12 protein-coding genes are annotated in these 12,954 nt (G+C 41.3%); 8 read left to right on the forward strand and 4 right to left on the reverse strand.

Annotated features, from left to right (window positions below; all coding sequences use genetic code 11):
- The first annotated feature begins 306 nt into the window (after positions 1 to 306).
- Positions 307 to 912, forward strand: coding sequence for a fasciclin domain-containing protein (locus QO187_RS12090; protein WP_057758535.1), 606 nt, complete (start codon positions 307 to 309; stop codon positions 910 to 912).
- Positions 913 to 1,322: 410 nt separating this feature from the next.
- Here QO187_RS12090 and QO187_RS12095 read toward each other — a convergent pair whose 3' ends face one another.
- Positions 1,323 to 2,870 (reverse strand): sodium:alanine symporter family protein, encoded by a 1,548-nt coding sequence (locus QO187_RS12095; RefSeq protein ID WP_101204950.1) that lies wholly within the window; start codon positions 2,868 to 2,870, stop codon positions 1,323 to 1,325.
- A gap of 956 nt (positions 2,871 to 3,826) precedes the next feature.
- Here QO187_RS12095 and QO187_RS12100 point away from each other — a divergent pair.
- The 4 genes from QO187_RS12100 (at position 3,827) to QO187_RS12115 (ending at position 7,709) form a co-directional block, all read left to right on the forward strand.
- Complete coding sequence (locus tag QO187_RS12100) at positions 3,827 to 4,459, forward strand: LemA family protein (protein ID WP_101204949.1); 633 nt, start codon at positions 3,827 to 3,829, stop codon at positions 4,457 to 4,459.
- Between the two features lie 129 nt (positions 4,460 to 4,588).
- Positions 4,589 to 5,770 (forward strand): YgcG family protein, encoded by a 1,182-nt coding sequence (locus tag QO187_RS12105; RefSeq protein ID WP_102093218.1) that lies wholly within the window; start codon positions 4,589 to 4,591, stop codon positions 5,768 to 5,770.
- A gap of 71 nt (positions 5,771 to 5,841) precedes the next feature.
- Positions 5,842 to 6,366: a TPM domain-containing protein gene (locus QO187_RS12110; protein ID WP_101204947.1), complete on the forward strand. Its 525-nt coding sequence runs from the start codon at positions 5,842 to 5,844 to the stop codon at positions 6,364 to 6,366.
- Positions 6,367 to 6,710: 344 nt separating this feature from the next.
- Positions 6,711 to 7,709, forward strand: a complete 999-nt coding sequence (locus tag QO187_RS12115) for an adenosine deaminase (RefSeq protein WP_102093217.1) — start codon at positions 6,711 to 6,713, stop codon at positions 7,707 to 7,709.
- Positions 7,710 to 7,812: 103 nt separating this feature from the next.
- Here the strand turns inward: QO187_RS12115 and QO187_RS12120 are convergent, their stop codons facing one another.
- Positions 7,813 to 8,613 carry an NAD-dependent deacylase gene (locus QO187_RS12120; protein ID WP_102093216.1) on the reverse strand — a complete coding sequence of 267 codons (801 nt, stop codon included), beginning with the start codon at positions 8,611 to 8,613 and terminating at the stop codon, positions 7,813 to 7,815.
- Positions 8,614 to 8,648: 35 nt separating this feature from the next.
- On the opposite strand from QO187_RS12120, the gene QO187_RS12125 reads away from it, so the two are divergent.
- Positions 8,649 to 9,011: a hypothetical protein gene (locus tag QO187_RS12125; RefSeq protein WP_102093215.1), complete on the forward strand. Its 363-nt coding sequence runs from the start codon at positions 8,649 to 8,651 to the stop codon at positions 9,009 to 9,011.
- Between the two features lie 730 nt (positions 9,012 to 9,741).
- Here the strand turns inward: QO187_RS12125 and QO187_RS12130 are convergent.
- Positions 9,742 to 11,211, reverse strand: coding sequence for an ATP-binding protein (locus QO187_RS12130; protein WP_102093214.1), 1,470 nt, complete (start codon positions 11,209 to 11,211; stop codon positions 9,742 to 9,744).
- A gap of 1 nt (position 11,212) precedes the next feature.
- The gene (locus QO187_RS12135; RefSeq protein ID WP_102078699.1) at positions 11,213 to 11,932 is read right to left on the reverse strand and encodes a heavy metal response regulator transcription factor; all 720 of its coding nucleotides are present in this window, start codon (positions 11,930 to 11,932) and stop codon (positions 11,213 to 11,215) included.
- A gap of 227 nt (positions 11,933 to 12,159) precedes the next feature.
- Here QO187_RS12135 and QO187_RS12140 point away from each other — a divergent pair, with 227 nt between their 5' ends.
- Positions 12,160 to 12,444, forward strand: a complete 285-nt coding sequence (locus tag QO187_RS12140; RefSeq protein ID WP_102093213.1) for a hypothetical protein — start codon at positions 12,160 to 12,162, stop codon at positions 12,442 to 12,444.
- 193 nt (positions 12,445 to 12,637) lie between these two features.
- Entirely contained in the window at positions 12,638 to 12,916 is a 279-nt protein-coding gene (locus tag QO187_RS12145; protein WP_102093211.1) for a hypothetical protein, read from the forward strand.
- The last annotated feature ends 38 nt before the right edge of the window (positions 12,917 to 12,954 follow it).

The following is a 12,954-nucleotide window of genomic DNA, read 5'->3' on the forward strand; positions in this document are numbered from 1 at the left end:
TTTATGATTATGTTTGATGACCGTATCAGTAAGCATTTAATCTAAATGGCAGTTACACAGAATCTGGGATGGTCTCACTGATATACAAGCAAACAATGCTATATACGTGATTGATACAGTGTTGCTACCTAAGTAAATACCATTTGAAAATTAAACAGTTAGACTGAGAACTATCAATATAACGGACTAAATAGTATGACTAAGTAATTGATACATTTATCAATCATTGGTCGCCATTATATTTATCGAAAGTTATTAATTTAAATAAATCCCTTAATCAATTATTTATCCGAAAAGGAATTACCTATGTTAAAGAAGAACTTGTTATCTATCGCAGTTGTAACCGCAGCCATGTCACTAGCAGCGTGTAACGACACAGAGACTGTTGCAGAGCCAACTGAACCAGAAGCGACTGAAGAAATGGCAGTTGAGCCAGTTGCTGAGACCGAAGCTGTTGAAGCAGAGCCAATGGCCGAGATGGATATGGAAGCGACTCAAACTATCGCTGAAATTGCAGCAGAGAACGAAAACCTAACTATCTTAACCGCTGCGCTACAGGCTGCTGGTCTTGATACTATGCTAATGGAAGAAACTAAGCATACTGTATTTGCCCCAACTGATGATGCGTTTGCGCCAGTACTAGAAAAACTAGGCGTGACTAAAGAAGAGTTATTGGCCAATACGGACTTGCTAAAAACGGTTCTTCCTTACCATGTGCTAGCAATGGAAGTTAAAGCGGCTGATATCCCATACGGTACTGAGATCGAAACAGCGAACGGTAAAACCATTACTATCAGTGAAGACAACGTAATTACTGATGCTACTGGTAACACAGCAAATATTACTGGTACAGATATCATGGCAACCAATGGTGTGGTTCACACTATCGATGCAGTATTAATGCCTGAATAAGCTGTCTATTAACGCGTAGATTCGTAATCTACAAGTTATTTAAAGAAAGCCTAGCCATCGTGCTAGGTTTTTTTATGTCTATGAATTAAGAATAGGGGAACTGTGGTTTACCTATACTGGTACGACGACTTAATTAATATAAAGTAGTTTAATGCTAAAGCGAGCTCTATAAAGAAGACAGGCAAAATACAAAATAACAGTCAGATGTTATTTCGAATACAGATTAATTTTGAGAATAAAAGGGCAGTTTTAAGGTATTAAATCAGTTCTTATGAACGTGGGCTTTGATGTTTTTTCGGTAAGCTATTCTGTAGTGGTGTGGAAAACTATCCAAACAAAAAAGCCCGAGACTATAGTCTCGGGCTTTTTATTTATTCAATAAGATTAAGGAGTAATCCTATTAAATCGATTTACACTTTATCTTTACGTAATGGATCAGCGTTCATGCTTTTTTGCTGTGCTAGATGACGCTCTTCCCAATACGGTGCGTTTTTGATACCGAATTTAGCAGGGTCAAAACTATAGCGAGTGACGCCAGCTTTACGCTGAGCTTCATAGTCTTTAAGCATAGTAAGGGTTGGACGAGCCACGATGAAGATGACAAGAATACCAACAATGTTAAGCCAAGCCATAAGACCAACACCGATATCACCGATTGCCCAGATATAACCAGCTGAGTTTAGACCACCATAAGCAACCATCGCCATGATAAGCACTTTCACTAGGAATAGACCAGTTCTGTTCGCACTACGACCGAGGAAACGTGTTAAGTAAGCGACGTTTACTTCAGCGATGTAGTAGTAAGCCAGAATTGTCGTAAAGGCAAAGAAGAATACAGCGATTGCGATAAAGACATTACCAAACGTACCGTATACAGATTCCATTGCCATTTGCGTGAAAGCAGGAGCATTGATTTCAGTAGCAGCGGCGACGTTCTGTACGATGAACTGACCATCTGGTAGCGTACCTTGAATGTTATACATACCAGTAGACAAGATCATGAATGCAGTAGCAGAACATACTAGTAATGTATCAACATATACTGAGAATGCCTGAACTAAACCCTGCTGTGATGGATGCTCAACTTCAGCAGCAGCAGCAGCGTGAGGACCTGTACCCTGACCAGCTTCGTTGGAGTAGATACCACGTTTCACACCCCAACCGATAGCAGCACCAAAACCTGCTTGGGCAGTGAATGCATCACCAACGATCATACCAAACACATCTGGAATCAAGCTGAAGTTGCTGAACATGATGATCAGCGCTAGGGCAATATAACCTAATGCCATGAAAGGTACTGCGAACTCAGTAAAGGTTGCAATACGCTTAATACCACCAAAGATGATGATACCTAGCACGACTAAAATGATAGCCAAGCCGACCAAACGCATAGAGCCAACTTCTAGGCCTGCAACGTTCATGATCGTACCTTCGCCCATTACCTGTGCAAATGCACTGATAACACCGTTCGCCTGTACACCAGGTAAGAACATACCACATGATAAAATAGAAGCGATTGCGAAGAGGATACCGTACCACTTTTGACCAAGGGCACGTTCAAAGTAATAAGCTGGGCCACCACGATACTCGCCAGTTACCACATCTTTTTCTTTGTAAATCTGAGCAAGAGTAGATTCGACATAGGCTGTAGATGCGCCTAGGAAGGCTACGATCCACATCCAGAAAACGGCACCTGGGCCACCGAAGCCGATAGCAGCAGCTACCCCAGCGATGTTACCCATACCCACACGACCGGCGAGTGAGACGGCAAGTGCCTGAAATGATGAGATACCCTGTGCACTAGATTTACCAGTGAATAGGAGTTTGATCATCTCACCGAATAGACGTACTTGTACAAAGCGCGTCATAATGGAATAGAACAGACCGGCACCCAAGCAGAGATAAATCAGCGCTGGGCTCCAGATAATTCCATTTACTAAGTTAACTAAACCTTCCATATTTATGTTCCTAGTACTGTCTCAAGGTGGCACTGTTTGCTAGGAGTAAACTAACTGGTTAACTTACTTATTTAAGTTAAGCAGTTAAAGTCTCTGCATCGACTTATTTGTTGTCTAAGTCTCATGTGCTTGGCCACCAAGAATGGACTGTAGTTGTCTGTATTTACCCGCGTATCTCGTCAGTAATACGGACTATTTGCATAGCGCTTATCACTGACAATATAAATATCAGCTGCGTTTACTATTATTCTACAACCTCAACTACTGCGGTCTTCTATCATCATGTTACACATCAGATGAGTCATAAGTTGACCGGCGGATAAAACAGGCGGTTATATAATTAAATATCCATCACCATGATGGCATTCAACTTACTATGAGCTGTCTTGAATAAATACATGACTGGTATGGCGAATTGACAGTATTTAGCGATAATTTGACAGTTAATTGATGTTTTTATTAAGAAATTAACAACTCGCTAATACTAATCAAACTATAAGTCCACTACCAAATGTATTCAAACCGTACGGCTACGTAACTGCAATTTGCCATATTTTTGTACTAATTACTAGAAATTTCTTTATAGACGGTAGATATATTCCATATTTTATTTAGCAGATACATTAGTAAGATTTAGATTATATATAAATAATTGTTTGTACTTTCATAACATTTAGTCTGACTGCGCCAGACTGCTAGATTTTTGCTCTATATCTATCATGATAAAAACGCGTTATCGTTGACACTATGCGGTTGTGTTTTGGTAACGGTCAATTGTAAAAAGCCGTATATAACGCCATCATTAGAACAACTTCTTTTGATATCATGCTGATAGAGTGATGCGCAGATATACAATATGTAGAGCGTATGACTGCCGTATGAATACCAAGAAAACTTAAAATACTAAAAATGTGGTACTGGATATTTGTTATTTATCATTATTAGGAGAATCAAAAATGACGCGTAAATCTATTATGAAGCCGATGTTGCTAGCCGCTTTATTAACAACTTCTACGGTTGGTCTAAGCGGCTGTGGTTACAACAACCTGCAAGCACAAGATGAGCAGGTCACTGCTTCATGGTCAGAAGTGGTCAACCAGTATCAGCGCCGTTCTGATTTGGTGCCAAACTTAGTCAAAGTCGTACAGCAATACGCCGAGCAAGAGCAAGAAGTCTTCACCCAAGTGGCAGAAGCTCGCTCACGTGCGGGCGGTATCACGGTGACGCCAGAAGTACTCAATGATCCAGAAGCGATGGAGCGTTATGCAGCAGCGCAAGAGCAGATGACAGGCGCATTGTCACGTTTGATGGCGGTATCTGAGCGTTATCCAGATCTAAAATCAGATGCACTGTTTCAGGACCTGCAAGCGCAGTTAGAAGGTACTGAGAACCGTATTGCTGTGGCTCGTAACCGCTACATCCAAGAAGTGCAAGGATACAATACAACGGTACGTCAGTTCCCAACCAACATCACTGCAAAAGTATTTGGGATGGATACTAAGCCCAACTTTAGTGTGGCCAATGAAGAAGCGATTTCAACCGCACCAAGTGTTGATTTTGGCGACTCTGCAGAAAAGTCAGCTGAATAAAATTTAGAATTAATGTGACAATAGCAATAGAGCGGCATAGGCAGCTCTGTTTATTTAGCTAATGGTTCAATGATGATTAGTTAGAGTCTATCAATTGGTAAAGATGTTATCTGAGGTGGTATAGATTAGATGAATAATTCAAAAGCAATCTTATCAGCATTACTGTTTACGTTAGGTGTCGTCAGCGTGCCTGCATTGCACGCTGCACCCAATGATATAGCGGTGGCGACAGATAGCACCTCGAATCTGCAAAACCGTAGTGTCGAAGAGTTGGTGGCCGTTGCTAAAGCAGGCGAGTCTAATGAAGCAATTAATGATGCTGTATTAAATAACGATGCTATCAATGAAGCGATGCTCGGCAACGACGCTATCAATCAAAACGCAGATAACCAAAGCGCAGCAAATGGTACTGCCAATGCTCAAACCGATCAGCCACCAGTACGCTCCAGTGCCGAGGGTGTTGACGCTGATAAGTTGATACTCAATGAACCAGTCGTTGATCAGGCTAATATCCTAAATCCCCAAGAGAAGCTACGTCTAGAGGCTCAGCTTCGAAGTATTTATCAGCAAGGCTTAGCACAAGCAGCGGTGGTTATCGTACCAACTACCAATGGCGTACCAATATTTGATTATGCCTTGCAAGTTGCTGAGAAGTGGGAACTGGGTGATGAAGCTATCGATGACGGTCTGCTAATTGTGGTCGCTGTCAATGACCGTGATATGTATATCCTAACGGGTTACGGGCTAGAAGGGGTGTTGCCAGATGCTGCGCTCAACCGTATCATTCGTGAAGATATCACGCCGTTATTTAAGCAAAATAACTATGGTGCGGGGATAATTGCTGGTGTCGATGCACTCAAAACGCGCCTAACGGCTGATCCTGAGGTCTTGGCTCGTGCTGATGAGCAAGCTGCAGAGCGCACTGCTCAACAAGGCTCAAATGAGCTACCATCACCTACTTTCTTATTTATTATGGCATTGGTATTTGGTGGTGTTATTACCAGTATCTTTGGGCGCGTGTTTGGTTCTACTATAACCGCTGGTGGTTTTTTTGTGGGATCATTAGCCTTGGGTGGCAGCTTCATTATGACATCTATTATGACGATATTTATATGGCTGTTTTTGATATTTGCTAGTGGTGGCGGTGGAAAAGGCGGCGGCGGTAAAGGTGGGCGCAGAGGCGGCATAATTTTCTTACCCGGTATGGGCGGTGGCAGTGGAGGCGGCTTTGGCGGTGGTGGTTTCGGAGGCGGCGGCTTTGGCGGGGGCGGCGGTGGTTTCGGCGGCGGCGGTGCAGGTGGCTCGTGGTAAGTATTCCACATACGCAAACAAAATAAACTCTACATAACCATCGAAAACGACGTACTTGAGGAAATAATATAATGGTAGAAGACAACGCTTCAAACCCCAGTTTTGCCCGCTGGTGGCGTCAAGTTTTGTTCGTCCCTTTATTACATAGTAAGTGGCTAACAACAGAATCCAAGGCGCGTTTAACAGATGCTGTGACACGAGCCGAACGTGGGCATCGTGGTGAGGTGTTCTTGATTGTAGAAAACCATTTGCCTATCCAAGAGGCCTATCGCATGAACTGCCGTGAGCGTGCGATTGATTTGTTTAGCGAATATCGCGTCTGGGATACCGAAGAAAATACGGGCGTCTTGATCTATGTCAATGTATGCGAGCGTAAACTAGAGATTGTCGCAGACCGAGGTATCAGCGCTCACGTTAGTCCAACGGTATGGAATGCAATGTGCGAAAAGGCAGTATCTGGTATTGCTACTCAAAAGACAGAAGAGAGCTTAGCTGAACTGCTGGATGAAGTGGGGCAGGTATTACGTCAGTATTATCATTTAGAGCATGATCCAGAAGGTAATGAGCTGTCCGATACAGTGGTGTTTTTAAAGTAGTTTGCGCCTTATACGGTTGTATTAAGAAGGCTACTTTTATAAGTAGCTTGGTGGTGTTCTAAAAAGTATGCTGGCGATAAAAGTCAATACGAAATCTATGCTAAGTTCTCTGATTCTATAGGGCTTTCAAGGCTTCAAAAATTGTTCAAATTTTAATCAGCATACTTTTTGACACACCATCAGTAGCTTATCTATACGGTCAAAGGGTTTTGTTTTAGGCGATATACTTTTAGTGTTAAAATGATTCTTCTGGGACAGATACCGCCTCATATATGTATGGTTTGATTATCCTAGTGTGCAACATTTACTAGGGCTCGTCTCGATAACACCATTATTGGAATACTATGATTGAATTAATAAAGAAACTACCGAAAGCTGAACTTCATCTACATATCGAAGGTTCGCTAGAGCCTGAGCTGATGTTTAGATTGGCCAAAAAGAACAACGTAGAGATACCTTATGACAGCGTAGAAGACGTGCGCGCCGCCTATAACTTTAACAATCTGCAAAGTTTTTTAGATATTTACTATGCGGGTGCAAATGTCCTGCTCACCAAAGATGATTTCTATGATTTGACATGGGAATATATTCTTAGATGTGTCGAAGACAATGTCATCCACACAGAGATATTCTTTGATCCGCAAACGCATACCGAACGCGGCGTGCCTTTTGAAGCGGTCATCACAGGTATCAAAGAAGCACTCGCCGATGCCAAAGCAAAATACGGTATCACGTCATGCATCATCATGTGTTTCTTGCGTCATTTATCGCAAGAAGAAGCGTTTGAGACGTTAGAGCAAGCACTGGATTATAAAGACGATATTATCGGTGTTGGTCTGGATTCATCAGAATTAGGTAACCCACCATCGAAATTCAAAGAAGTCTTCCAAAAAGCCAAAGAAGAAGGCTTTAAGTTGGTTGCTCATGCAGGCGAAGAAGCTGACTTTTCGTACATCTATGAAGCATTAGATTTATTGAATATTAATAGAATCGATCATGGTGTGCAGTCTATAAAAAGCCCAGAGTTGATGCAAAGACTCAAAGATGAGCAAATGCCATTGACGGTTTGCCCGAACTCAAATATCGAGCTAAAGGTCTTTGAGACTTATAAAGAGCACAATATTAAAGAGCTTTTAGATTATGGTCTAAATATTAGCGTTAACTCAGATGATCCAGCGTACTTCAAAGGCTACGTGAATCAAAATTTTATCAACCTCTATGAGAATCTGCCGATTACGGAAGACGATATTATTACTTTGGTAAAAAACTCGTTTAAATCGGCATTTATCAGTGATGAATTGAAAGAAGCTTACTTAGCGAGAGTTGATCTTGCATTGAAATAAGCTGCAACGAGCTTATTTTTAGTAGCGAAGGCTTAACGGTTTATACAAATCGTTAAGCCTTTTTTATTGTCTGTCATTCAGCAATGTTTATAAGTAGTAGCAATTATAAAGTAGTAATCTCTGCTATAAGTAGCGGCAGTATTACTCCAGCCTTTTCTGCTAATGTGATATCGACGATAGTATTTGGCGTTGGGTCAGGGTTTATCTCAATAACTTGCGCGCCATTTTGTTTGGCTAGCTGTGATAATCCAGCAGCAGGGTAAACCAAGCTTGATGTACCGATACTGATAAACACTTCGCAATTAGCCGCAGCATCTTCGGCAGTCTGCCATGCCTGTATAGGTAGGGCTTCGCCAAACCAAACAATATCTGGTCTAATATAACCGTCGCAATGCGGACAGTTAAGCAGTGATTCATCAAAGCTCATAGTGCCTTGATTATCGTACGATGCTCTCGATTGATCTTGATAGGGTATCTCACACTGACCACAGCGATTGCGCCAAAGATGACCATGCAGGTGAGTCACTGCGCTACCAGCTTGCTCGTGCAAATCATCGACATTTTGGGTGATGAGTGTCAGCTGCTGATCGGAGGTTTGCGCATGATACTGCCATTGAGCCAACGCATGATGGGCGGGATTTGGCGCTTTGTCTGCGACCATTTGCCGACGCCATTGATACCATGACCACACCAACTTTGGATCACGAGTGAATGCTTCAGGAGTGGCTAGGTCTTCGACACCGTAGTTCTCCCACAGTCCTGTTTGCTTATCTCGAAACGTTGGGATACCGCTTTCTGCTGAAATGCCAGCCCCAGTCAGAATGCAGATACGCTGTTTGGATGCCAGTAGTTGTGCGGCAAGTTTTACTTCTGCTATTAACGCTGGTGATAATTCTGCTAACATGAGCCAACCCTTGCTAATAATGGATGTTTTTACTTATGATAGACGGTATTTGGTGGCTTGTCATATTGTTCGCTATTATCGCAGTTTTATGGTTCGTGGCAAAATCGCGCGGCGCAAAAGTAGGCGAAAAGCATAGCGGCGCAAAATCAAAAAATGCAACACCGAATGATGCGCTGCAAAAAACATCAGCGATATTAAAGCAGCATTTTGCTCATTACCGAGTCACACGTAAGGCAAATCATTTGCTCGTTAGCAAACAAGATAAAAAAATTGCGATGATTACGATTGATAAAAAGATTGCTGAAGGTCAGCGCCGTTTGGGTGATGTGCCAGTGATTAATTATCACCGTATACCTAGCCGTGCTCAATTGACTGCCAATCTACAGGACGCAGAATAATTTTGCTATATAGTCAATCCTCTATAAATTGGCTACGGTGTCAGTCTCGCTCAGTCTACTACTTGTAGTACTTTCACTCGGCTTCCTTGTATCCAAATTATACTGAATCGACTATAGGTGAGAGCCTCAGAAGTATACAAGCACAGAAAAACCGCAAACATTTTGAAGTGTAGGTTTAATAAGTATAGGGAGTTTAAGAGAGTATTAAGGGAAGGGTGAAGCAAGGTTGGAACATAATGATTGGTGCGCTCGGCGGGAATCGAACCCACGACCCTCGGCTTCGGAGGCTAGAACCACCATATTTCGTTAAATGACTTTGATGTATATAAACCTACTATACGTTATAAATAAAGGGATAGGAAGAATTTTATGCCATGACGTTTAGCGTATTTTAAAGTATTTTATAGCAACATTGATATCAATTTTGGTCACTAGTTAAGTATAGAATTCAATCATTTTTTATAGTATTAATGTACGTATTTTATACTTAACTTTTTCAGAAATTACTGATTAAGCGAATTATTAACTCATCAAAGTAATATTGGAATAAATTACTGTAGAAATGGGCTGCTATAATTTCGAAAAAATAGTCAGGTATTTCAGCCGTAGTTTAGATCTTAACGATTTTTCGAATGCATTGAAGAAACGGTTCTGGACTACACTTGCAAATACTCTGATATTGAGTTTTTGACAACAACGTTTTGAGTTTATCTTCTTTTGATTTACCTTGTTAAGCCATCAATAATCCTACAGTAACCTCAAAAAAACACTCATCTTTGATAGTAATACTGACTTTACCTTTATGGGCATTAGCGATGGCCTGCACGATAGACAATCCCAATCCTGTACCTGCGTACTTATGACTAGTCTTATCATGACGATAGAATCGCTCGAATAATTTATCAGCCTCTTTCTGATCTAATGGTTTGTCTAAACGATTGGTCATCGTTATCCTTAACCGTTGCTGCTTTGAGGGTCGAACCTCGTCTTTAGTCACATTAAGTGAGGTGGTTGAGGTGAGGATGGTAGCGGATATCATGATAGTACTATCACTAGCTGCATAATAAATGGCATTTGATATCAGGTTGGCAAACAGCCGTTGCAATAAGCCTTCATCACCCAACACCATTTCAAAATCACCTGATTTCTCAAAAGTTATCCCTCGATCTTCTGCAATCATTTCATAGTAATCAACAAGCTTGGTGATTAAACTATCCGTATCCACGTGACTGATTTGCGAGTCACTTAATCCTTTTTGGGTTTTTGCCAGTAGCAGCATATTGTTTATCATGGCCGACAGCTGCTCTAACGTGTCATGCTGATGATGTAGCTGCTCAATGTATTCGTCGCCTTCTCTTGGCTTAGTTAACATGACCTGCGTTTGTGTACTCAGCGTCGCTATTGGCGTACGTAGCTCATGAGCGATATTGTCTGAAAACCGAGACAAAGACTCAAAGTTACTTTCAAGCTTGACCATCATCGAATTATAAGACTCTGCTAGTGGTCGCAGCTCTAACGGCATATCGCCAACCGATACTCTTTCGTCTAACCTTTGCAGGTTTATGCCTTTCATTTTTTGGACGATAGTGGCCAGAGGCGCAAACCCCCAATACACACTTAATGCCGCTACTGAAACCAACAACAAGGTGATGGCTGTGAGTATCAAGCTCAGCTGGCGATTAAACTGGATAAGATATTGATGATGCACATTGGTAGGTAGGGCAATAAACGCCAAAATCTCTTGATTTGGAATAATAATGGCTCGGTAATGCCTATTGTTTATCTTGATCATAAACTGCTGATCGTGATGTTCCTGCCATAGTGATAACAAACTAAAATCGGCTGGCAAACTATGAATGAAACTACTGGGGTCACTGGATAATAACTTGCCTTTTTTATCTGCTACTAAGGTTTTTAAATCATAATCCAGCCAAGAGGAATGCAAGTGATTGTCATCAATGAGTGATTGGGACTTTGACACTGTGAATGGTTCTATGGGCTCGTTAACACTAACCATGCGTTTACGCAGATTAAAAGCTGCATGGGTGATAATCTCTGAGTCCATTTGCTCAAAGTGTCCACTCACAGAGCGCTGCACCCACGCATAGATGATGACCTGAGAGATAATAACGAAGACTGTCAATAAGGAAATCGTTCGCCATAGCAGTGACCAGCGCCGGTTTCTGAGTGTATGGTTCATGCTATTTAGAATCGTCTCCGTCCGCATCACTTTGGACCTCAGTAGCCAGCGCCTCTAAGCGATAGCCCATTCCACGCACAGTATGAATGAGCTTTGCCTCATGACCATCGTCTATTTTTATACGCAGACGCCTTATCGCCACATCAATCACATTGGTATCGTTATCAAAATTCACATCCCATACTTGGGAGGCGATCACGGTACGTGGTAGCACTTCACCTCGGCGCTCTAATAAAAACTGTAGTAAGGAAAATTCTTTTGCCGTGAGCTTAATAGGCTTGCCGCCTCTATGTACCGTGCGCTTGGCAATATCCATCTTGAGATCTGCTATTTGCAGGATCGTACTTTGATAATCGGCTTGATTGGCGCGTCGTAACAGACTCTTTATTCTGACGATCAATTCTGCAAACGCAAAAGGCTTAGTCAAATAATCATCGCCTCCAATCTCAATTCCTTTTATCTTATCGCTTAAGTCATCTTTTGCCGTTAGAAAGAGCACAGGTGTTTGCTTACCCGCTGCTCGGTAATTGCGCACCAGCTCAAAGCCGCTAACATCAGGCAGCATCACATCCATTAGGATCACGCTAAACTCTTCTGTCATCAATGCATGATAGCCATCTAGGCCTGTTAGGTGATGATCAACAATAAAACCAGCTTCCGTTAAGCCTTTTTTTATATACTCGCCTAGTTTCAACTCATCTTCTACCAGTAGTATTTTCATAGTAACCCCTCAACACGATTATGATTATTTGACATCCTAATCAATATAGATGACAAAAACGTTTTGTAACTGACAAAAATGTCATGTACTCGTAATCAGATTGTCAGTCTTCATTTGCTAATCTATATGAATGAAACATAGTTGCTCGTTCCTAATATCTAGCTACTACGAATTATTTTCACAGGTAATCAATTTAAACGCCTAATAACTTACAAAAGAGGTTTTATATGAAAATTCACGGTTCATTCAAAAAAGTAGTATTGCTATCGGTATCTGTACTTATAGGTATTACTACTGCTAATGCGCATACTACTGATCTAAGTACTTCAATCATCAATAACTGCGACGCTGTTACTGACTTTGCAAAAAATTTGGATCATAACGATGCTCAGCTTTCTAGCGCCCAAATGAAAAGCTATATCGATGCTAGAGTGGCTTGTGAGATTGAACACAAAGATCAACATCTACAGTCTGAAAAATACTTCATTAACAAATATGGTAGCGATAAGTAATATCAGCTCTGATGTCATACTAAAGGATTGATGACAATATTAAAAACCATAAATAGCAAGATGACAATATTGTCATCTTGCTGTCATCTCTCTGTCAGAATCAATAAGTTATGCTTTAGACTGGTTATGCTTTAGACTGAATTAATATCCTAAAGCTTTATGTACCCTCAACTAAATCAATTAAGGATTAACCATGTCACTCTTTAAATCAAAGTCTTTACCTAAAGCAATCGTAGCCACTGCCGTCGCTCTAGTCGTTTCAACCTCAGCTATGGCGCATGATCCAAAAATGCATGCGCAAAAAGATCAGATGAACTGTGAAAAAATGCAAAAGCATATGCAAATGATGCAAAAAATGGATCATAGCAAAATGGATATGAACGATCCTGCCATGAAAGCGATGATGGCTAACATGGGTAAAATGAAGCAAATGTACCAAAAACACTGCGTTACTAACGACAGTAAATCTTAGAAATTTTAGCTCTGTTAAATAGCAGTCAACACTTAACG

Origin of the sequence: Psychrobacter sp. Arc9 (assembly GCF_041431295.1) — a bacterium.
GTDB lineage: Bacteria > Pseudomonadota > Gammaproteobacteria > Pseudomonadales > Moraxellaceae > Psychrobacter.